Origin of the sequence: Nocardioides sp. zg-DK7169 (assembly GCF_013155365.1) — a bacterium.
Classification (GTDB): Bacteria; Actinomycetota; Actinomycetes; order Propionibacteriales; family Nocardioidaceae; genus Nocardioides.
This window is the reverse complement of sequence record NZ_JABJRA010000016.1, coordinates 1-20,741: the sequence shown is the minus strand read 5'-3', so window position 1 is coordinate 20,741 and position 20,741 is coordinate 1. Positions and strand designations below refer to the sequence as shown.

21 protein-coding genes and 1 pseudogene are annotated in these 20,741 nt (G+C 72.0%); 11 read left to right on the top strand and 11 right to left on the bottom strand.

Annotated elements, in window-relative coordinates; all coding sequences use genetic code 11:
* Nucleotides 1–39: 39 nt before the first annotated feature.
* Nucleotides 40–738, bottom strand: a complete 699-nt coding sequence (locus HOQ23_RS19425; protein ID WP_172217073.1) for a GAF and ANTAR domain-containing protein — start codon at nucleotides 736–738, stop codon at nucleotides 40–42.
* A 330-nt stretch (nucleotides 739–1,068) separates the two neighbouring features.
* On the opposite strand from HOQ23_RS19425, the gene HOQ23_RS19420 reads away from it, so the two are divergent.
* From HOQ23_RS19420 to HOQ23_RS19400, 5 genes are all read left to right on the top strand, one after another.
* Nucleotides 1,069–2,337 (top strand): HNH endonuclease signature motif containing protein, encoded by a 1,269-nt coding sequence (locus HOQ23_RS19420; RefSeq protein ID WP_172217071.1) that lies wholly within the window; start codon nucleotides 1,069–1,071, stop codon nucleotides 2,335–2,337.
* Nucleotides 2,338–2,392: 55 nt separating this feature from the next.
* Nucleotides 2,393–2,755 (top strand): YidH family protein, encoded by a 363-nt coding sequence (locus tag HOQ23_RS19415; RefSeq protein ID WP_172217069.1) that lies wholly within the window; start codon nucleotides 2,393–2,395, stop codon nucleotides 2,753–2,755.
* Nucleotides 2,756–2,765: 10 nt separating this feature from the next.
* The gene (locus HOQ23_RS19410) at nucleotides 2,766–3,116 is read left to right on the top strand and encodes a DUF202 domain-containing protein (protein ID WP_172217067.1); all 351 of its coding nucleotides are present in this window, start codon (nucleotides 2,766–2,768) and stop codon (nucleotides 3,114–3,116) included.
* Nucleotides 3,117–3,213: 97 nt separating this feature from the next.
* Nucleotides 3,214–4,851 (top strand): APC family permease, encoded by a 1,638-nt coding sequence (locus HOQ23_RS19405; protein ID WP_172217065.1) that lies wholly within the window; start codon nucleotides 3,214–3,216, stop codon nucleotides 4,849–4,851.
* A 58-nt stretch (nucleotides 4,852–4,909) separates the two neighbouring features.
* Nucleotides 4,910–5,575, top strand: coding sequence for an AIM24 family protein (locus tag HOQ23_RS19400; RefSeq protein ID WP_172217063.1), 666 nt, complete (start codon nucleotides 4,910–4,912; stop codon nucleotides 5,573–5,575).
* 93 nt (nucleotides 5,576–5,668) lie between these two features.
* Here HOQ23_RS19400 and HOQ23_RS19395 read toward each other — a convergent pair whose 3' ends face one another.
* Entirely contained in the window at nucleotides 5,669–6,556 is an 888-nt protein-coding gene (locus tag HOQ23_RS19395; RefSeq protein ID WP_172217061.1) for a matrixin family metalloprotease, read from the bottom strand.
* A 73-nt stretch (nucleotides 6,557–6,629) separates the two neighbouring features.
* Here HOQ23_RS19395 and HOQ23_RS19390 point away from each other — a divergent pair, with 73 nt between their 5' ends.
* Together HOQ23_RS19390 and HOQ23_RS19385 are read left to right on the top strand one after the other, a co-directional pair.
* Nucleotides 6,630–6,824, top strand: coding sequence for a hypothetical protein (locus tag HOQ23_RS19390; RefSeq protein ID WP_172217059.1), 195 nt, complete (start codon nucleotides 6,630–6,632; stop codon nucleotides 6,822–6,824).
* Between the two features lie 116 nt (nucleotides 6,825–6,940).
* Nucleotides 6,941–7,333, top strand: a complete 393-nt coding sequence (locus HOQ23_RS19385) for a hypothetical protein (RefSeq protein WP_172217057.1) — start codon at nucleotides 6,941–6,943, stop codon at nucleotides 7,331–7,333.
* A 10-nt stretch (nucleotides 7,334–7,343) separates the two neighbouring features.
* On the opposite strand, the gene HOQ23_RS19380 is transcribed toward HOQ23_RS19385, so the two are convergent.
* From HOQ23_RS19380 to HOQ23_RS19340, 9 genes are all read right to left on the bottom strand, one after another.
* Nucleotides 7,344–8,498 carry an alpha-hydroxy-acid oxidizing protein gene (locus HOQ23_RS19380; RefSeq protein ID WP_172217055.1) on the bottom strand — a complete coding sequence of 385 codons (1,155 nt, stop codon included), beginning with the start codon at nucleotides 8,496–8,498 and terminating at the stop codon, nucleotides 7,344–7,346.
* Between the two features lie 176 nt (nucleotides 8,499–8,674).
* A complete protein-coding gene (locus HOQ23_RS19375) occupies nucleotides 8,675–10,051 on the bottom strand; it encodes a PQQ-binding-like beta-propeller repeat protein (RefSeq protein ID WP_172217053.1) in 1,377 nt (458 codons plus the stop codon).
* A 40-nt stretch (nucleotides 10,052–10,091) separates the two neighbouring features.
* Nucleotides 10,092–11,252: a sigma-70 family RNA polymerase sigma factor gene (locus HOQ23_RS19370; protein ID WP_172217051.1), complete on the bottom strand. Its 1,161-nt coding sequence runs from the start codon at nucleotides 11,250–11,252 to the stop codon at nucleotides 10,092–10,094.
* A 79-nt stretch (nucleotides 11,253–11,331) separates the two neighbouring features.
* Nucleotides 11,332–11,766, bottom strand: a complete 435-nt coding sequence (locus tag HOQ23_RS19365) for a hypothetical protein (RefSeq protein ID WP_172217049.1) — start codon at nucleotides 11,764–11,766, stop codon at nucleotides 11,332–11,334.
* Between the two features lie 142 nt (nucleotides 11,767–11,908).
* Nucleotides 11,909–12,571, bottom strand: coding sequence for a DUF6629 family protein (locus HOQ23_RS19360; protein WP_216654462.1), 663 nt, complete (start codon nucleotides 12,569–12,571; stop codon nucleotides 11,909–11,911).
* Nucleotides 12,572–12,617: 46 nt separating this feature from the next.
* Nucleotides 12,618–13,637 (bottom strand): CU044_5270 family protein, encoded by a 1,020-nt coding sequence (locus tag HOQ23_RS19355; protein WP_172217045.1) that lies wholly within the window; start codon nucleotides 13,635–13,637, stop codon nucleotides 12,618–12,620.
* Nucleotides 13,634–14,251 carry an RNA polymerase sigma factor gene (locus tag HOQ23_RS19350; RefSeq protein ID WP_172217043.1) on the bottom strand — a complete coding sequence of 206 codons (618 nt, stop codon included), beginning with the start codon at nucleotides 14,249–14,251 and terminating at the stop codon, nucleotides 13,634–13,636. Before HOQ23_RS19350 ends, HOQ23_RS19355 begins: the two co-directional genes overlap by 4 nt.
* A gap of 155 nt (nucleotides 14,252–14,406) precedes the next feature.
* Nucleotides 14,407–14,937, bottom strand: coding sequence for a hypothetical protein (locus tag HOQ23_RS19345; protein ID WP_172217041.1), 531 nt, complete (start codon nucleotides 14,935–14,937; stop codon nucleotides 14,407–14,409).
* Nucleotides 14,938–15,115: 178 nt separating this feature from the next.
* On the bottom strand, nucleotides 15,116–15,820 hold the full coding sequence (locus HOQ23_RS19340; RefSeq protein WP_172217039.1) for a hypothetical protein: 705 nt from the start codon (nucleotides 15,818–15,820) through the stop codon (nucleotides 15,116–15,118).
* 121 nt (nucleotides 15,821–15,941) lie between these two features.
* Between HOQ23_RS19340 and HOQ23_RS19335 the strand changes: the two genes are divergently transcribed.
* The 4 genes and pseudogenes from HOQ23_RS19335 to HOQ23_RS19315 all read left to right on the top strand — a co-directional run bounded on the left by HOQ23_RS19335 (nucleotide 15,942) and on the right by HOQ23_RS19315 (nucleotide 20,350).
* Entirely contained in the window at nucleotides 15,942–17,261 is a 1,320-nt protein-coding gene (locus tag HOQ23_RS19335) for an HNH endonuclease signature motif containing protein (protein ID WP_172217037.1), read from the top strand.
* A 232-nt stretch (nucleotides 17,262–17,493) separates the two neighbouring features.
* On the top strand, nucleotides 17,494–18,816 hold the full coding sequence (locus HOQ23_RS19330) for an ISL3 family transposase (RefSeq protein WP_172217125.1): 1,323 nt from the start codon (nucleotides 17,494–17,496) through the stop codon (nucleotides 18,814–18,816).
* A pseudogene (locus HOQ23_RS21045) lies at nucleotides 18,813–19,292 on the top strand (C40 family peptidase). The gene HOQ23_RS19330 and the pseudogene HOQ23_RS21045 overlap by 4 nt, the downstream one beginning before the upstream one ends.
* A 290-nt stretch (nucleotides 19,293–19,582) precedes the next feature.
* Nucleotides 19,583–20,350 (top strand): CHAP domain-containing protein, encoded by a 768-nt coding sequence (locus HOQ23_RS19315; protein ID WP_172217031.1) that lies wholly within the window; start codon nucleotides 19,583–19,585, stop codon nucleotides 20,348–20,350.
* Nucleotides 20,351–20,741 lie beyond the last annotated feature (391 nt).

Here is a 20,741-nt window from a genome sequence, read left to right as displayed (position 1 = left end):
ATCCCCCGCGACCGGCCTCCCGAAACCACCCCACGGTCCTCAGGCGGCGGCGTACCGCGCGTTGGTGTCCTGGACGATCTCGTCGGCGAGGACACGCAGCTTGATGTTCCTGGTCGAGGAGGTCCGGGCGAGGAAGTCGAAGGCCCGCTCCTGGTCCAGGCGGTAGCGCTCGGAGAGGATGCCGAGGGCCTGGCCGATGACCTTGCGCGAGGCCAGCGCCTGCTGGAGGTCGTGCTCGCGGCGGGCACGGGCCAACGCGGTCGCGGCGTGGGAGGCGAAGAGCTCGGCGAGCTGGACGGACTCGGAGTCGATGGTCTCGCTGCTGGTGGAGTACAGGTTGAGGGCACCCAGAGTGTCCTCCTCGGTGTAGAGGCGCAGGCACATCTGGGCGCGCAGGCCGGCTCCGACCGCGTGCGTGACGTAGTGCGGCCAGCGCTGGTCGTGGCGCAGGTGCTCGACCAGCACGACCGGGTCCTGCCTGATCACGTGCGCGCCCGGGCCGTCGCCGACCCGGTGCTGGAGCTCGTCGAGCTCCCACACGAACCGGTCGGTGCCGGCCAGCGTCTCCACCCTGCCGTCGCGGTGGGCGATCGAGACGCCGACGTGGTCGAAGACGGGGAGCGCCTGGAGCGTCGACCGTACGACGACGTCGAGGGTCTCATCGAAGGAGCGCGGCTTGTGCAGCTCGCGAGCCGTGGCGGTGAGTGCGGCGGCGGTCTGGAGGGACGACGAATTCATGCGGGTCTCCGTTGCTCGACAGGCGAAGCGTTCACGAGAGACACGACACGTCTGACGGCGCGAACCCTCGTGGTCCGCGCGTCGTCTCCTCAGTGTACGCCTGACCTGCGCAAACGGTGCTTCTCGGAGGCTCCGGGGGCCCCGGGGGCTCCGGGAGGTCCCGAGACGGACGGGTCGTGCTCGACCTCGGTGAGTGCGCGGCGCTCGACCGGCCCGAAGTCGGCGAGGAGGTTCTCCCCAGATAGCAGATCGGTCCTTCCGAATCAAATCGAACTGGAGTACGATTGGACTGGAAGCCACTTCAGAACCGCTTGGTCCCGGGAGGCGTCGATGACCGGAACGGTCCATCCCTACGTCGCTGGTGTCGAGCGCCTGGGCGATGACCTCGACGAGCTGGCCGGCCTCGACCCGACCTTTCTCCCCCTCGCCGACAAGCGGCGGGCGCTGGTGCTGATGGCGCGGGTGTCCTCGCGTGCGCAGGCGCTCCAGGCACGCGTGATCGCCTGCGCCGACGACGTCGCCGACGCCGAGGGACACCGCGACGTCGCGGCCTGGGTCGCCCACCGCACCCACACCACCCACACCACCGCCCGACGCGCACAACGCCTCGGCACCGCCTGCGACCAGCGCTGGCACCACCTCGGGACCGCGCTCGCCGACGGACGCCTCAGCCTCGACCAGGGACACGTCATCGTCACCGCCCTCGACGACCTGCTCTGCGCACGCGACCTGATCGAGATCCCCGCCGAGGAGTGGGCAGAGGTCCTCACCCGCGCCGAGACCCACCTCGTCGAGCAGGCCACCGACTTCGGCCCCCGCGCCCTGCAACGCCTCGGCGAACGACTCCTCGAGACCATCGCACCCGAATGGGCCGAGGAGCTCGAACGCCGCCAGCTCGAGGCCGCCGAACGCGCCGCCCGACGGCGTACGACGCTCAAGGTGCACCACCTCGGCGACGGCACCGCACTCATCCGCGCCCGCGTCCCCGAGAGCGTCGCGTTGCGACTGACCACGATGCTGGAGGCGTTCACCAACCCCCGCAAGGAGACCGGCGAGGCCGTGGCCGCGGAGGCGGACGGGCGCCGGGTGCCCTACGAACGACGCCTCGGCGAGGCCTTCTGCGCGCTGATGGAGGCCCTCGACCCGGCGAGGCTGCCGCTGCACGGCGGCGATGCCACGACGCTGGTCATCACCATGGACCTCGCCACCCTCACCGCCGGCCTCGGCACCGCGACGCTGGCGGACGGCTCCCGCATCACCGCCGGCGAGGCCCGGCGACTGGCCTGCACCGCAGGCCTCGTGCCCGCCGTGCTGGGCACCCGCTCGGTCCCGCTCGACCTCGGCCACGCCACGAGGCTGTTCAGCCCCGGCCAGCGCAAGGCGCTCGCGATCCGCGACCGGGAGTGCCGCGCGGACGGCTGCTCGATCCCCGCCACCTGGTGCGAGGCACATCATCTGAAGCCGTGGTCAGCGGGCGGGAGGACCGACCTCGCGAACGCCCTCCTCCTCTGCTCCCACCACCACCATCTGATCCACGACGACCGCTACCTCCACCAACGCATGCCGAACGGCGACCTCCGCTTCGCCAGACGGACGTGAGGGACAGGGCATTCGGACCCTCCCCGCCGGGGGACTCGGGGGCAACACTGGATGCATGCGCGAGAGAAGTGGGCGCCGGCCACGCTGGGTCTACGGTCAGGGCTCCGACCCCGACTACAGCTCGAGCCTGGCCAACGAGCGGACCTTCCTGACCTGGGTACGCACCGCCCTGGCGCTGCTGGGTGCGGGGGTCGCCCTCGACGTCGTGAAGCTCTCGATCCCCTCTCGCCTGCAGGACGCCATCGCGCTGGCGCTGGTCGGCCTCGCACTCGTCACCGCCCTCATGGCGTGGGCGCGTTGGGGATTGGTCGAGCGCGCGATGCGCCGACGCGCCTCGCTCCCGCCGCCCGTGTTCGGAATCATGTTCGTGATGGTGGTGGTCGGGATCGCTGCCGTCCTGATCGCCTCGTGGCTGTGAGGGCAGCGCCATGCCCACCGCGCCGTCGAGCTCGCCGCAGTCGGACGACGACGGGGTCAGTGTCGGCGGACCGCTCTCGGTCGACGACCGGACGACCCTGTCCTGGGAGCGCACGGCGATGGCACTGGTCGTCGTCGCCGCCGGGACCGCCCGGCACACCTGGTCCGAGCTGGGGGCGGCGGCGCTGGTGCCGCTGGTCCCCATGATGCTGCTCTCGTTCTGGGTGCTGGCTGAGGGCTGGCGCCGCTACGACGACGACCTCTACTTCCGCGTCTACCGCGCCATCGGCGGCCCCACCTTCCTGCTCGCTGCGACCACCGCTCTCACGGCCGCCGTCGAGGCGTCCCACCTGTTCACCTGACGCTCGCTCCTCCCCCGCGCAGGACCACGGAGAGAGGCAAGAAGCCGGGTCCTTTGGCCGGGTACGCCGGGACGCCGCGTGCCTACCGTGGTGAGCGATGGACGAGTCACACGCCCCCGCACGCTCGGTGGGCACTCTCGGGTTGACCTTCGTCGCAGTCGGTGGCGTGGTCGGCTCCGGTGTGCTGTTCGCCCCGCTGTTCGCCGCCCAGCAGGCGGGTCCCGCGGCGATCCTCGCGTGGCCGATCGCAGGCCTGATGCTCGTCACCGTCGCCCTGGTCTTCGCCGAGGTCTCCGCGATGCTGCCGGTCGTGGGCGGTCTCGGGCTGCTCCCCACCTTCAGCCACGGGCAGGGCGTCGGGGTGGCGACCGGCTGGGTGGCGTGGGTCGGCTACGTGACGGCCGCACCGATCGAGACGCAGGCGATGCTCGAGTACGTCAGCAACGACGCGTCGTTCGGCTGGCTCTTCGTCGCCAGCACGTCCTCGAACGGGCAGAGCGCGCTGAGCCTGCCGGGGATCGCGGCCGCCGCGGTGGTGCTCGCCCTCTTCACGGCGCTCAACGCGTTCGGGGTGGCCATCTTCACCCGGGTCAACACCACGCTGACATGGATCAAGCTCCTGATCCCGATCGTGATCGCGGTGGCGCTGCTGACGAGGTTCTCCACCGAGCCGATCCGGGAGACCGGGTTCGCGCCCGAGGGGATGACCGGGGTGCTGGCCGCGATCACCACCGGCGGCGTCGTCTTCGCGTTCCTGGGATTCCGCCACGCGCTCGACCTCGCCGGGGAGGCGCGGCGTCCGCAGCGAACCATCCCGGTGGCCCTCGTCGGCGGCATCCTCATCTGCGCCGTGCTGTTCACCGTCCTCCAGCTCGGCTTCATCGGGGCCGTCGCCCCGGACGACCTCGACCGGGGCTGGGCCGGGCTCGGCCAGGGTGGCGCGAACGGGCCGCTGGCCGCCCTGCTCACCGGCCTGGGCATGGCCGCCCTCGCCAAGCTGGTGGTGGCCGACGCGGTGCTCGGGCCGTTCGGCGCAGGCCTGGTCTCGACGGCCTCCACCGGCCGGCTCGCAGTGGCCGTCGCGCACACCGGGCTGTTCCCCCGCACGATGACCGCCCTGTCGCGCCACGGCGTACCGATGCGCGCGATGGTGCTGAACCTCGCTGTCGGGATGGCGCTGCTGCTCGCGTTCCGCGACGGCTGGTCGGAGCTGCTCTCCTTCAACTCCGGCGCCATCGTGCTGTCGATGTGCATGGGGCCGATCACCGTCGTCGCGCTGCGCCGCCAGGTCCCCGAGCGGCGACGCCCGTTCCGGGTCCCTGCGCTGCCGGTGCTGGCGCGGGTCGCGTTCATCGTGGTCGGCCTGATCATCTACTGGACCGGCTGGGACACGATGATCAAGCTGACCATCCCGATCGCCGCCGGCGCCGTGGTCCTGGGCTGTCGCATCGCCCGCGACCCGACCCTGGGCCGCTCCCTGTCGCTGCCGTCGGTGCTCTGGCTCGGGCCCTACTACGTCGGGCTGCTCGCCCTCACCTTCGCCGGCCGGTTCGGCGGGGGCCGGGAGTGGCTGCCCAACGGTGTCGACATGGTGGCGGTCGCCGTGTTCTCGCTGGCGTTCTTCGAATGGGGGGTGCGCTCGGCGCTGCCCGCCGCCCAGGCGGCCGCTGCCGTCGCCGGGGTCCCCGAGGTCCGGGCCGACCCCGGGCCGGCGGTCGCGCCGCGCCAGTCGTGACGCGGTGGGGCGCTACTGTGCGGCCCACGTCACGAGCCCCCAGACCTACAGGAGACCCATGCGCGGCGAGCTGTTCGGCACCAACCTCGAGTCGGCCAGCAGGGACCGGTTCACGCTGCAGAACCCGCGGATGCTCCGCGTCGCCCTCGACGGCGAGGTGATGGCGCGGCAGGGCTCGATGGTCGCCTACCAGGGCCAGGTCGACTTCGCCTACCAGGGCGCGGGCGGCATGGGGAAGTTCCTGAAGAAGACGCTCACCGGCGAGGGGATGCCCCTGATGAAGGTCTCCGGGCGCGGCGACGTCTTCCTCGCCGACGACGCCTACGAGATCCACCTGATCCGCCTCGAGGACGACGCGCTCACCGTCAACGGCCGCAACGTGCTCGCCTTCGACTCGTCGCTGTCCTGGGACATCAAGCGGGTCGAGGGCGCGTCGATGCTGTCCGGCGGCATCTTCAACACGACGTTCACCGGCACCGGGACCGTCGCGATCACCGCGCACGGCACGCCGGTCGTCCTCGACGTCGACGCCCCGACGTACGCCGACGTGCAGGCGGCGGTCGCCTGGTCGGCGTCGCTCACCACGGGCGTGCGGCGCACGGCGGGCGCGGGCGCGCTCATCGGGCGCGGGTCGGGCGAGGCCTTCCAGCTCGCGTTCAGCGGCAAGGGGTTCGTCGTGGTCCAGGCCAGCGAGGGCCGGGTCGTACCGCCGCACAGCCACTGAGCGGACCCGCCTCACCGACGATTGGTCACGAACGACACCGAATCGGCCCAGATCCCTGTCGTTCGTGACCCATCGTGGCGCCTCCAGCGGAGGTCAGCCGCCGTCCCCCGGCAGCGGCGGGCCGTAGAGCTGCTGCGCGCCCTCGCGGTCGAGAGCGGTGATCTGCATGTCCGAGGTGCCGACGCCGCCGCAGAAGTAGTGCATGACCGAGCGCGGGTCGTACTGCGTCAGGTCGATGGTGTCGGTGGTGTCCTCGTCGGGGCACTGCGACGGCGCACCGCTGCGGATGTGCTCGTGGCGGAAGCCGAGGACGTGGCCGAGCTCGTGGCGCATGATGCCGACCCGGTCGAAGCGCAGCCCCGGCTCGAAGTAACTGGGGTCGACGAGCAGCCGGCGGCGCTCCGGCGGGCTGGTCGGGAAGAACGCCGAGGCGAGGAACTGTCCCTGGGCGTCGACGAAGCGGACCGCGAAGACCAGCGTGGGGTCGAGGTCGGACAGCGGGGACGACGGCTCCGCGCCGTCGTGCTGGGACAGGTGGCGGAAGCGCACCCCACAGGTGGCCTCCCAGTCGGCGGTCGCGGCGGCGACGGCGTCACGGACGGTCTCGTACTGCTCGCGGGTGGGGAAGCTCTGCTCGAGCACGCAGTAGTGCAGCGAGGTCGGGTCCTCCCAGCGCGCCACGGAGCCGCCGACCGAGATCCCGGTGAGGGACGCCGAGGGCTCCAGCGGCACCGACGGGGCCGGGTCGGGTACGGCGCGGTCGCGCGCCGCCTCGCGGCGCAGCGCGTAGAGGTGCAGCTCGTCGCGATCCAGCAGCAGGTCGCCCTCGGCCACGACGTAGGTGCGCCCGTCGATGCTCAGCTCCACCGGACGCAGGGCCGTGGTCAGCTCGCCGTACGCGCTCGTGCCCTCCGCCACGGCGACCAGCTCGGGCTGCTCCTGGAGCACCCGCGCGGCCAGTGTCTGGTCGGGTCCCGTCATGCCAGCCACCTCCGCGTCCGAGCGCCGTGGGTGATGCTGCACGAAGCGTAGGCTCGCGGCGAGGAGTCCGTCCATGGCAGAGGAACACCGGGACCACACCCCGCTCGACACGGCGCGCGCGTCGCCGTCGTACGTCGCCTGGCGCGACGCGCTGCCGTCCTTCGAGCTCGACGGTGAGCGGCTCTACCTCCCCACCGGCGACGTCCCCGTCGCCGAGGACGAGCTGGCCCGCGACTGGCTGCGCAGGGACCCGGACCACGCGGAGTGAGCACGGCTCCCGCCGCGTTCGGGCAAACGCGCCCCCGACCGCCGGCGGCGTCCCTATCCTCACGCAGTGAGAAGCCTGCGCCTGGCGAAGTCGCGGAGAGGCGAGGAGCCACACCGATGAGCCACGAGGGACCGGAGTCGCTCAAGCCCTACGACGCCTTCGACCTCGATCCCCGCACGCGCGGGATGCGCGGGCCGCGCCACGCCCGCCGCGAGCTGTTGCGCCGCCGCGAGCTGTTCTTCCTCTACCTGCGCCCGCGGGAGACCGTCCGGTGGGTGACCACCAGCGCTGGCGTGGTCCCGCTCGTCCTGGCGATCACCGACGCGGCGCTGATCAGCGTGCCCGCCGACTTCACGCTTCCCCTCGAGCGGTACCCCGGGCCGCTGACCGTCCAGCGCGGACGGCGTCGGCTGACCGGGTGGCGGACCCCGATCCGCGACCACACCGGCAGGCTCCTGACCGTCACGGTCCGCGAGGAGGACCTGGCCGAGCTGGCGCGGCTCACCTGAGGCGCCGCGCTCACACCACCCGCTGCAGCGCCTCCGGCACCAGGTCGGCCAGCGTCGGGTAGCCGTCGACCGCCATCGTCAGGTCGGTCTCGGCCAGCAGCGAGCGGAGCACGTGGACGGCGCCGGGGACTCCGCCGAGCGCGAGCCCGTAGACGTAGGGCCGGCCGACGGCGACCGCGGTCGCGCCCAGCGCGAGCGCCTTGACCACGTCGGCGCCGGAGCGGACGCCGGAGTCGAAGATGACCGGCGCGTCTCCGGCCGCCTCGACGACCGCCGGGAGCCACTGGAGCGCGGAGCCGCCGCCGTTGGCCTGCCGGCCGCCGTGGTTGGAGCAGTAGATGCCGTCGACGCCGTGGTCGAGCGCCCGCCGGGCGTCGTCGGGGTGGCAGATGCCCTTGAGCATCAGCGGCAGGTCGGTCAGCGAGCGCAGCCAGGCCAGGTCGTCCCACGACAACGGGTTGCCGAACGTGCCGGCCCAGGTGAACACCACCGTGCCCGGGTCGGGGTCGGGCCCGGTCATGGCCTGGAAGACCGGGTCGGAGGTGTAGTTGGCGAGCGCCTTGCCACGCAGCTGCGGGAAGTTGCCGCTGGCCAGGTCGCGCGGGCGCCACCCCGGCACCCACGTGTCGAGGGTGACCACGATGCCGTCGTACCCCGCCTTCTCGGCGCGTTGCACCAGGCTCGCGGCGAGGTCGCGGTCCTTGGGCGTGTAGAGCTGGAAGTACGACGGGGTGTCGCCGGTGTGCGGGGCGACGTCCTCCAGCGGGTCGTTCATCAGCGTCGAGGCGATCATCGGTACGCCGGTCTGCGCGGACGCCTGGGCGGTCGCGATGTCGCCGTGCCCGTCGGGGGTGCACAGGCCGATCACCCCGACCGGCGCCATCAGCAGCGGCGTCGACAACCTCTTGCCGAACAGCTCGATCGACAGGTCCCGCTCCGCGGAACGGGTGAGCATCCGCGGCACCAGGGCCCAGCGACCGAACGCCTCGACGTTGCCGCGCTGGGTGGACTCATCCCCCGCCCCGCCGGCGACGTAGGTGCGCAGCTCGGGCGGCATCGCCGCGAGCGCGTCCCGCTCGAGCGCGGCGTGGTCGAAGGGCATCCGCGGCAGCACCCCTTGGAGCGCTGCGAAGTAGAGCTCGATCTGGTAGTCGCCGTAGGCCATTCGCGGACCCTAACGGCCGCCGGCAACAGGTGCGGAGGAACGCGGAGACGAAAAAATGGCGCGAGCCCGGCCTCCACGCTGCGTGAGGGGAGAAGTCGGGCTCGCGCCTGCACGGAACCGATAACCAGCTGCCGCGGAAGGTAAACGTCCCGGGCAGACCGCGGGGGCGCGGCGCCTCAGTCCTCGCGCTCGAAGACGAAGACGCCGCTCGCGGTGGAGAGCACCAGGTGCTCCCCCACCGCCTCCACCTCGGCCACGTAGGTGAGCAGCTCGGCCTCGGTCGCCACCGCGGTGGCCCGCCCGGTCGTGGTGTCGATGCGGTAGAGGTCGTCCGCCGCGGGCTGGAGCCGCGTGCCGTCGCCCAGGTCGACGGCCGGCCGACCGCTGACATCGAGCGTGTGCGGGTGGGCGAGCACGCGCCGGGTGGTCCACCGGGGAGCGCCGGTTGCGGCATCCAGGCCCGTCAGCGCGGGCGTCCCGCAGGCCGTGACCACGAGCTCGCCCCAGAGCGCGGCGTCGCAGTGGCCCCCCGGCAGGCTCCGGGACCACGCCTCGGAGCCGTCGGCGTCGATCGCCACCACCCGGATCCGGAGGGAGGAAGCAGACTGGCCCGCCCAGGTGCGGACCATCGCATGGACGCGGCCGGCCTCCGCGTCGGTGCCCACCACCTTGACCTGCACGCTGCGCCCATCCGGCACCGCAGTGGGCCAGGTCCACGCGGGCTCGCCGGACTCCGCGTCGAGGGCGGTCAGTCCCTGCACCAGCGGGGACGGCACCGCGGTGGTCCACGGCCGGTCGCTGGCCCCGAAGGCGCTGGCGACCACGACCGGGCCGGCGTCGTCCAGCACGGCTCGCGGACCGCGGTGCTCGACCACGCGGCTCCACCGCTGTTCACCCGAGCGCGGGTCCAGGCGGCTGATCGCGAGCTGGTTCTGCCCCTCGGGGCCCGCGCGTGCGACCACCACGTCGCCCCCGGGCACCGCGGTGCTGCCCAGGGGCGGGTCGAAGCGGGCCTCGGTGTCCTCCCCGATCTCGGTGCAGGCGACCCGGTCGCCCGAGGCGACGTCGTACGCCGCCAGCTGCGGTGCCCGGTCCTCGGGGATCCCCAGGGTCAGGAACAGGTCGCCGACCGGGCCGCCGCCCTCGCCGTACCCGCGCACCCCGACGCCCCACCGGGCCGCCCCGGTCGCGACGTCGGTGAGCACGACCTGGCCGTCGTACTCACCGTCGAGGAGCTCGCCGCCGGAGGCGAGGTACGCCGTGTCGTCGTCGACCGCCCCGACCACCGGGCGGCTCATCGAGCTCTCGAAGACCCGTCCGGCCACCAGGGACCCGAACGGCGCCGGGAGCGCCTCGAGCGCGTCGAGCAGCTTCGGGTCGGCGCCGGAGATCGCGTCCGGGGGCTGCAGCACCTGCCCGACCTCGTTCGCGTCGAGCGTCTCCGCGGCGGCGCCGCAGCGGTGCCGCCACCGGTCCTGCCCGACGTAGACCAGGGCCGCGAGCAGCACGACCGCGACCGCCAGGAGCGGCTGCCAGTGCCGACGGATGATCACGGGCCGCACCCTGCCTCCATCGGACAGGCGCTCGACCCCATCAGCCCTCCGCCGGGTCGGACGGACGACGACGCAGGCGGGGCCGCGGCAGGGCGTCGACCACCCGCCGCCGGGCCCGTCGTACGGCGTCCCGGACGCGGCGGACCGGGGTGAGGACGAGCGCGCGCAGCCACCTGACCGGCGCCGCGAACAGTCTCTTGAAGAACCGGCCGACCGCACGCGCGGCCGCCCGCGCCCACCGCAACGGCGCCAGGCACACCGCGCGCAGCGCCTGCAGGACCGGCGCTACCGCCGCGACCACCCAACGGCGCAACGCGGCCCAGGCGGCCGCGATCCACTGGAACGGGCGCAGGAGCAACCGGCCGAGCGCGCGGAACGCCGCCGTCAGCCACCGCCACGGCGCGAGCAGCACCCTCTCGACCGCGCGAACGACGGCAGCGCCCCACCGGGCGAGCAGCTCGGCCACCGGGCGCAGCGCGTCGCGCACCGCCTTCAACAACCACGTGACCGGCCGAAACAGCCAGGACACCGCACGCCCCAGCGCGGCGAGCACCCGCGCCACGGCGCCGGCGATCGCCGCCACCACGCGGCGTACGCCACGACCCACCCAGCGCAGCAGGTCCCACGCCCAGACGAAGGGCAGCAACGGCAGGCCCAGGGCGACCTCGAGCGAGGAGGATCGGCGGTCACGGCGATCGTGCATGCGCAGACCCTCCCCCACGGAGCACCGGACCATGCACGCGGCGAAACCGCTGCGCCGACCGGGTACAGCTAGCCGGCGTCGACCGCCCAGCCGATGCCGGCGCACGATCGCCTCCCGGTCGAGCGGGGGCAGGCTCCTGAGCCCCGCGACCAGGTCGCGTCGCCGGTGCACGTCGTCGGCGCTGCTCCCCGTCGTCGCGAGCGCCTCGTCGAGGTCGCTGACCTCGAAGGTGCGGCGTCTGCGCCGGGCACGGAGGTGGTTCGCGCTGACCCGTCGCGCGGTCGCGAGGAGCCAGGGTCTGGGTGGGTCCGGAAGGTGCGGGAGCTTCTGCCAGGCGATCGAGAAGGTCTCGGCGACCAGGTCCTCGGCGTCGGGGCCGACGCGATACCGCAGGTATCGCAGGATCCCGTCGGCCTCCTGCCGGTAGAGCGCCTCGAACCGGGCGTGCTTCATCGTCGTCGACTCCGCCGATCCGGTGGTCGTGTCGGTTGCTGTCACACCCCGCAAGTGTCGGCGGCGGACCGGTTCTTACATCGGGATTGCTGCGGGGCGACGCCCGGCGGACCAGTACGCGGGGTCAGCGCACGCGCAGGGTCCGGTTGGACGTCAACCCGGACCCGGTCGCCGTGTCCTCGAACCGCACGGTGATGCGGTAGGCGCCGCGCTTGTGCAGTCGCTTCGTGCGGAAGGTCTGCGTGGTGGCGCTGCCGTCCAGCGTGGCCACGGCACGCTTGACGTGCTTCCCGCCGGGTCCCTTGATCCGCAGGGTGAGGGTGCCAACCGCGGCCTTTCCCTTCGGCGACACCCGCACCCGCACGGTCGCTCGCGTCCCCTGCTTCTGCACGGCGGGCACGCCGATGTTCAGCCGCTGGGGGAAGCACTCGATGATGACGCTGTCCGGCGGCACCTCGGGCTCCCCCGCGTCGTCGGCGGCCGCCGCGGGCGCGAGCGTCGCGGCGTACAGCGCGGCGGTCATGACGGACACCGCCATGGCGTTCCTCGAGATCTTCATCCGTGCATCCCCCGTGTGCGTGGTCCCGCGGCGCCGTGGTGACGCGACGAGCGACCTGCGGAGAAGTACGCCGCAGCCGGGCGAGTCTAGAGCAGACAGGGACCCCGCGGGCGGGAGTCGCCGCTCCCCGATGACCGCCGTCTCAGGCCCGCGCCAGTCCCCGACCCTCGAGGCGGTGGATGTCCGGCAGCCGGCGGCGCCGCACCATGTGCACGGTGACCAGTGCGGAGGTCAGCGCCGCGTAGACGCACCACAGCGACGCGAACGCCTGGACGTAGACGATGGCGACGACCGTGAGCCCGACGAGGTTGAGCAGCCCGAAGGCGACGATCGAGGGGTAGCCCGACAGCACCGACGGGCCGATCACCGCCACGACGTACAGCACGGCCCACATCGGCCCGTACGTCAGGTCGACGTCGTAGACCAGCGCGTGCGGCTCCTCCCTGACCAGGAGCGGGCCGTCGAGGACTGCCCAGAGCAGGTACGCCGCGACCACCGCGCCGAGCAGCACGAACGGCGCCACCCGAAGCCGCCGTCCTTGGGGCTCGAGCAGCAGCACCGCGAGCGGCACGAAGATCGGGAGGACCGGGAAGGCGAAGAGGACGTAGATCACCGCGGCGGCGTGCTGGACCCCGGGCGAGACGTAGTCGGACGCACCGTGCCAGACGAGGGCCTCGGTCAGCTGGTGGAGCGCGAAGAGCAGCGGCAGCGACGCGAACGGCAGCTCCCGGGCCGTGCGCACCTCGCGCAGGCAGATCGCCGCGACGGGGAGCAGGGCCACCCCGGCGGTCAGATCGGCGCTCATCGAGAAGCACACGCTGGAGCGGTACCCCGGCCCGACCGACCAAACGTCAGGCCGGTGCGGCGCGCCTCCGCCCGCCCGCCTCGACCATCTCGTCCGGGTCGTCCGGCACCCGTCCCACGACGTCGGCGACGCCCCGGGCGACCACGGCGGTCGCACCGAAGACCTCGTCGCCTGCGGGGGTCGACATCAGGTAGCGGGCCCCGATGGTCTCCCCGGTCGACGGGTCGATGATGAGGACGGTGCGGGTGAGGAAGACGTCCTCGGTGCGGGTGATGCCGATACCCGGGCGGCCGAGGAGGTCGCGCGCGTCGTCGTCCACCTCCACGCCCGGGATGCGCGTCAGCGCGCGGTAGAGCGCCGCCGTCGTGTCCGGCGGCGCGAGCCCCTCGCTGACGAGGTCGACGATCGCGTCGAAGAGCACCTGGTCGGTGCTGCGCGCGTCGTCCCACGTGGGGAGCTGTGAGGTCAGCTCGTCGAGGAGGGCGTCGGGGTCGCTCGGCAGCGAGGCGAGGTAGGCGTAGGTCGGACGGCGGATGCCTACGGGTGAGCCGGTGCCGCCCCAGATCGGCCAGTCCTGGCCGAACTCGCGGATCAGGCCTTGGTCGCTCGTGGAGCCGGGCTCCTGGCTGAGCCAGATCTCGCGGGTGTGCCGGTCGCCGAGGTCGACCTCGCCGTCGTACGCGCCCTCGTTGGTGAGCGCGATGCTGCGCACGTAGACGAACTGGTCGGCGCTCGGCGCGAGTACGTCGGTCTGGGCGAGACGGCGCGAGGCCGCCTCGAGGACGTCGACGGCGGGAGCCGACGCGACGATCGGTCGAGCAGCCTCGACGGGCGGGGAGGACGGCGTCCCGGCGACGACCAGGACCAGCGCAGCGACGGTGCCGAGGCAGGCCAGGACCAACCCCGGTACGGCGACGGTCGCGACGCGGTCGCGACGCACGACTGCGCGCCGCTCGGCGCGGACCTCGGCCCGCAGGTTCTCGCGCAGGGCCTGCTCGATACGGGCGCGCTCGGCGGCGGTCGGCGCTCCGGCGGGCGGGGGCGGCAGCAGGTCGACGTCGTTCATCGGGGGCCTCGGTTCGTGGAGTGGGGGTGCGCAGGGGCAGGCGAGAGGGGCGGCGCCACGTCGGGGTCGGCCACGAGGACGCGGAGCCTCTCCCGGGCGCGGTTGAGCCGTGAGCGCACCGTCCCGACCGGGATGCCGAGCGCGTCGGCCGCTTCCTGGTAGGAGAGCTCGGACCAGACGCACAGACTGACCACCTCCAGCTCACGGCGGGTCAGCGCGTCCAGCGCAGTACGCGTGCGCTCGAGTCGCCGCGCGTCGTCGAGCCGACCCACGGCCTCGTCGGCGAAGTCGGCGACGACGCCGGGACGGGCCCGGTCGGAGCCGAGGAAGGCGAGGCGTCGGCGTCGACCGCGGGTCACGTTCATGGCGTGGTGGGCCGCGATGGCCAGCAACCACCCACGCAGCGGAACGTCGCTCGGCTCGACGTCACCGCGTCGGCGCCAGGCGACGAGGAAGGTCTCGGAGGTGACGTCCTCGGCCGACGCCCGGCTCCCGGTCAGCCGGAGGGCCGCCGCGAAGACCTCGTCGCTGTGGGCACCGAACAGCTGCGAGAACACGTCGTGGTCCCCGGCCCGCAACAGGGCCCGTTGCTGGCGCACGGACAGGTCGGCCATGTCAGAGGAGCGCTCGGTTCGGTGCGGGGGCGATGGACTCACACTAGGTAATGTCCGCGGCGGCGCCCGGGTTCGGTTTCTCCCCGCGCGGATCAGCGTGATGCTCGCACGACGTATCCGCGCGTGCGTGCAGCAGGCCCGCGGCGGGTGTCGGGTCAGCTGGTGGCCTCGGCTGTTGCCTTGATCTCGGCGAACAGCGCGGCGCCCTTGATCGGCTCACGGGAGGCGAGGTCGACGACGACGGCCGCGTCGCTCTCGTTGCACGAGTACGCCGCGTCGAGATCCGGGTTCACCCCGAACACGATCTTGCCCGTCTTCGCGTCCGCGTCGATGTCGCGCAGGCCGAACCAAGCCGGGTCGGGGGCCCCCAGGGCGACGCAGAGCCCACTAATGGGGTCCTTGGGATCGATCTTCTCCGCCACCGTCCGCTCGATGGAGCTCCACTCCCTGGCCCACGCGGTCATCGTGTCCGCCGAGACCGACACAGCTTCCTCCGACGCCGGGGCGTCCGAGGAGGTCGGGTCGCCAGCGGGGGGCGCGGCGGACTCCGTGGGCTCGGTGGACTCCGTGGTCTGTGCGGTCAGGCGGTCCGCCTTCGAGGTGTCAGGCTCGTCGGCTCCGCTGCAGCTGGTGAGCGGCAGCGCGGCAACGAGCACGAGCGGGGCGAGACGGGACGTCCTACGCATGAGGCGCTCCTTGTGAAAGACCCTGAGCCAGCCGCATCCGGTGTCCCAGGCCGCGTCGTACTTGTGCGGTGCTGGCGGTCGAGCTCAGCCAACCATGCCCCAGCGGTTCGAGGAAGGCTGCTGCACCGACCGGCGACATCTGATCTGGGGCGCCTGAGGTGATGCTGGGACACACGAGCTAGCGGACCTTCGCTGGGCGCCAGGCTCCCTTTTTCGGAGGCCTGAAGTCACGTTTCTCTGACGCGAGCTGCTGCTGGAAGTCCACCAGCTGCCAGCCGGCTGCTCCGTGGGCGACCGTCAGGAGGTTGCTGCTCCAGAAGTAGAACGGTTCCCCGTCGATGTTGAGTCTCGGTGACTCGACGAGCTCGATGAGATGCACGACGAAGGTGTTGTCTTGCTCCCCCGATGCCTGCGACCTCACCCATGCCGTCTCACCCGGTGCCGTCCTGTTGCCGGGCCAGCGTCTCGCATCCGAGATGATCCGAGCGGCCAGCTCCGGCAGGTCCGTGGCGAGGTACTGCTCGAACAGCTCCGGCCCGGTGCCCTCCGTCTGATCCTCCATGGCGTGGCTCAGCGTGAGGGCGAAGACTTCGGCGCCGTACCGGTCGAACGGGCCCTGCGCAGCCTCGGCGAGTTCATCGGCGGTCGGTTCGGCCGGCACCGGCTTCGAGTGGGAGGGGCCGCTGGGCGCGTCGCTGGTGGGTGCGGCAAAGGGCCGATCGTCCTCGACCACTGGCTCGAGGGTCTTCTCGGAAAGCTCGCTGATGCTCGCGCCCTCCCGGTCGTTCCCCAGCTCCTGGCCGGCACCATCACCGGTGCACGCCGTGGTCGCCAGGGCGGTCCCCCAGACCGCCAGCCACCAGGCGACACGTCGGGCTCGCACGTCGCTCCACCTCCTCGGCCGATGACCCGGTCGCATACGCGCTGATCATGGCACCGACCCTCGTCTGAGGCGCTGGTGGAGAACCTCTTGTCATCGAACGTGCGTTCGAGTAGTATGAGGCATGGCCGACTCCGAGCTCTCCGACTGCGACACCCCAGCCGCCGTGCTGGCGTTCGCACAGCGCCGTCGGGTTGCGGCCCAGCGGGCGGAGATCGACGTCCTGGAAGCGGCCCTGGTGTGGGCGGCGATGCATCCGGAGGAGTCGGTCTCGACAGGCTCGACCAACGGTTCCCAAGGCCCGGTGTTTGGCGAGATGGCCGTTCCACTCGCGGGTGAGGGGACGCCGCTGGTCGCGGAGTTCGCGCCGATGGAGTTCGGCGCCGCGCTGGGGCTGTCGACCGATTCCGCGCGGACCCTGGTCGGAGATGCCCTCGAGTTGGCCCACCGGCTCAAGCGGACGTGGAAGCTGGTCCGGGCCGGTGAGGTGCCGCTATGGAGGGCGCGGCGCCTGGCGCAGCTGACCGCCACCCTTCCGGTCGAGGGTGCCGACTTCGTGGACCGCCAGCTCGCTGGCTTCGTGGGGAAGATCAGCTGGGCCGGGATCGACCGGCTCGTCGACCAGGCCCGCGTCACGTTCGACCCCGAGGGTGCGGAGAAGGAGCGCCGCGCGGCTGCCGACGGCCGCCGGTTCGACGTCCGCACCGACGAGGCCAACCCCCGCGGCATCGTCCACGTGGAGGGTGTCCTCGACCTCGCCGACGGACTCGACCTCGACACCGCGATCCGCCAGGGCGCGGAGGAGTTGGCCGCGCTCGGGTCCACCGAGTCGTTGGACGTACGCCGCTCGATGGCTGCCGGCGAGCTCGCCCGCCGGCAGCTCGCCTTCGACCTGCGCGCCGAGGCCGGCAGCGCTGGTGAGGCCGCAGCCTCAGTGGTGAAGCCGCGGCAGGTCGTCATCCACGTTCATCTCTCCCACGCCGCGATCGGTCGCGACGAGGCCGGCTTCGCCAAGGTCGAGGAGACCCGGTCCGTCGTCTCCACCGACCAGGTCCGCGACTGGTGCAACAGCCCGGAAGCGCAGGTCGTGATCAAGCCGGTCATCGACCTCGAGGCCCACCACCACACCGACACCTACGCGGTCCCCGGCAAACTGGCCGAGCAGACCAAGCTCGCCCAACCGGTGTGCGCGTTCCCGTGGTGCGAACGCCCCGCCCGGCGCTGCGACACCGACCACGTCACCGCCCACGGTGACGGCGGCGCGACCTGCAGCTGCAATCTTGCGCCGCTGTGCCGGCGACACCATCGGGCCAAGACCCACACAGCCTGGACCTACGACAAGACCGACGCCGCGACGTACCTCTGGCGGTCCCCGCACGGTCTCCACCTCATCAAGGACCACGGCACCACGAGCCTCGTCACCGCGCACCCGCCGGACGAGTAGATCCACCGCCCCCGGACCCCGTCAGCACCCAGCCGGCGGGGCCACACCCGTGTGCGGGTCTCGACAAGCTCGGCCAACGTGCCGTCCGGGAACCACCAATCACCGCACCCGCCCGCAACGCGGCTCTTCCCAGATGAGGGTGTAGCGGGCGTTGGCGTGGCGGTCCCCGGATAGACGTCGAGGTCTCCCGAGGATGGAAGTTCCTACGCTCGCCATCCTGAAAGACCTCGACATGCCCGACGCTACCGTCCGGGCGGGCTTCGCCTGCCCGGACCTGACCACGTTCTGCCGCCTCGACGCGCTGGACCTCGTCGTGACCGGTCAGCTCCTCGAACCCGATCGAGCAGTGCTCGCCTGCAGGGTCCTCACGCCGGATGAGTGGTGTCGTCGCTGCGGCGCTGAGGGCATTGCTCGCGACACCGTCATCCGTCGGCTCGCGCACGAGCCTCTCGGGTGGCGACCCACCGTCCTCGAGGTCACGGTGCGTCGCTACCGCTGCACCGGCTGCGGGCACGTGTGGCGCCAAGACACCACCCGTGCGGCCGAGCCACGGGCGAAGCTCTCGCGCCGCGGGCTGCGGTGGGCACTCGAAGCACTCGTGGTGCAGCACCTGACCATCGCCCGGATCGCGCAGGGACTCGATGTCGCATGGGACACCGCCAACGACGCCGTTCTGGCCGAGGGCAAGCGGGTCCTGATCGACGACGCCGACCGGTTCGACGGCGTGAAGGTCGTAGGCGTCGATGAGCACGTGTGGCGCCACACCCGCCGCGGCGACCGGTACGTCACGGTGGTCATCGACCTCACCCCGATCCGCGACAAGACCGGGCCGGGGCGGCTGCTCGACATGGTCGAGGGCCGCTCGAAAGAGGCGTTCAAGACCTGGCTCGCCGCCCGTCCCGACTCCTGGCGCGACGGGATCGAGGTCGTCGCGATGGACGGGTTCACCGGCTTCAAGACCGCCACCACCGAGGAGCTCCCCGACGCGGTCGCGGTCATGGATCCCTTCCACGTCGTGCGCCTGGCCGGCGACGCACTCGACCGGTGCCGCCGGCGTGTGCAGCAGGCCATCCACGGACACCGCGGGATGAAGAGCGACCCGCTCTACACCGCACGCCGGACTCTGCACACCGGCGCCGAGCTCATCACCGACAAGCAGGCCACGCGGCTAAGGGCGTTGTTCGCGGCCGATGAGCATGTCGAGGTCGAGGCGACCTGGGGCATCTACCAGCGCATGATCGCCGCGTACCGGCACGAGGACCGCAGCCAGGGGCGCGAGTTGATGGTCCAGCTGATCGCCACTGTCAGCAGCGGCGTCCCGAAGGCCTTGGTCGAGCTCACGACCCTCGGGCGGACGCTGAAGAAACGCGCCGACGACGTCCTCGCCTACTTCGACCGCCCCGGCACCAGCAACGGACCGACAGAAGCGATCAACGGCCGACTCGAACACCTCCGCGGCTCCGCGCTCGGGTTCCGCAACCTCACCAACTACATCGCCAGGAGCCTGCTCGAGACCGGCGGCTTCAGACCGCGACTACACCCTGGATTGGGATGAGCCGGGAATCGGCCGCCGCGCCGCTGAAGAAGGCCGGTAAGAATGCGGGCAAGAATGCTGGGCACGCGAAGCGCAAGACCCATGAGGGTCGCCCCGTCGAGCAGATGACGGCGGCTCCGTTGCCCTCGCGCGGCGAGCGTGTGATGCGCGCCGTCCGGGCCCAGGACGGCGACCCGTACGCCTGGGGCCCCGCCGGACCGAACCGGTTCGACTGCTCCGGCCTCACCCAGTACGTCTACCGCTCCGTGGGCAAGGCGCTCCCGCACTCCAGCAGCGCCTAGGTGGGGCACACCAGGCGGATCAGCCGCGGCGCCGCGCGCCCCGGCGACCTGGCGTTCTTCCACAGCGGCGGCAGCGTCTACCACGTCGCGATCTACGCCGGCGGGAACACCGTCGGGCACGCCCCCGGCACCGGCAAGCGCGTCTCGCGCGCCTCGATCTGGGCCGGCTCGGTCTCCTTCGGCCGGGTTCGCTGACCGGTCCGGCCGATGGCCGTGACCTCATGACGTCGCCGCCGGGATTATTCCCGCATGACCGGACTCACTCCTGAACAAGGAAAGTCCTGCCACGCCGACTTGTTGTACTAAATGGCAGCGGAAGCGAAGTTGCGAAGCTGCTCGGAACCGGATCTGAGGATGCGCTCGCGCGTTTTCCTCGCTGGGTCCGACCCACCCCCCAGAAGAATGGATGCCCTGTTTTGTCGGCGTTCCTGAACACGTTCCTCCGTCGCCTCCTGGAGCCGTCTCACTTGGTCGGCTCGCTCGTCGTGGCCATCACGGCGACCGCCCTCGTGACCGTCTCCTTCGGGTGGAGCGGCACCGTCGACTCGGCCGACGTCGAGAACGCGGCGTACGCTCCGGTCGAGGCTCAGCCGGAACTCATGGCGGCTCGCGTCAAGGACGAGCCTGCCAAGGCCAAGTTGAGGCCCGAGGAGGAGCCCGACCAGAAGGCCGGGCAGAAGACCCGCTCGGAGTCCGGGCAGAACGCCAACCACCAGGCTGGCAAGAAGGCCGGGAAGAAGAGCGAGGCCAAGCACAAGGTCACGTTCCGGGTGCAGGCGAAGAAGAAGGCCGGGAACGGTCGCTCCTCGATCTCCCGTAGTGGACATCGGGGGCTGGCGGCTGGACAGGCGCGGCTGCCCGTCGCGCCCAACAACGCCCGCGAGACCGTGACCTCTGCGTCCCGCGCGAAGGCCAACGCACCCGGCTACTGCCTGGCCTGGTCGCGCAAGCAGGCCGGCATCCCGGCGCGCTTCCCCGACGCCGCCACGGCGTGGCACAACGCGGCCGGTCGCCACGGCGGCGACCACAACCCCCCGCGAGGTGCCGCGGTCTACTGGACCGGTGGGAGCAGCGGCTACGGCCACATCGCCATCTCCCTCGGCAACGGCCGGGTCCGCTCCTCCGACGCGGCCGGCTCCGGCCGGGTCGGCACGATCGGCATCCGTGAGCTGAGCCGTGAGTGGGGACTGCGCTACGGCGGCTGGGCGAACACGATCAACGGCTACGTGATCCCCGGGGTCCCGGTCCGCTGACCTGAGCTCTGAGCCCCCGATGTCCGGAAGCGGCCGCCGGCCGGTCGGAACCCTGCACTGGCAGGGCCCGGCCTAGCCGGCGGCCTTTCTGGTTCCCAGCCGAGTGAAAGCGCTGCGCACTCAGCTACCCACCTCGCGCGAAGCGCTGGAAGCTGCTCTCCGGCTCGCTGCGACGTTCGACGGTGATGAGGATCCCGGAGAGCAGCAGGCAGAGGCAGCGCTGGACTCGGTTACCGCGCAGTGTCGAGCCCCGCTGAGGATGCGGGGGACTGCCCCCAGTTGAGTTGACACCTGACCTCTGAGGTTTCGACCTCAAGCGGAAGGATGTCCCCGTGGCAAAGCCCTATCCCAAGGAGTTCCGCGACGACGTCGTGGCCGTGGCCCGCAAGGG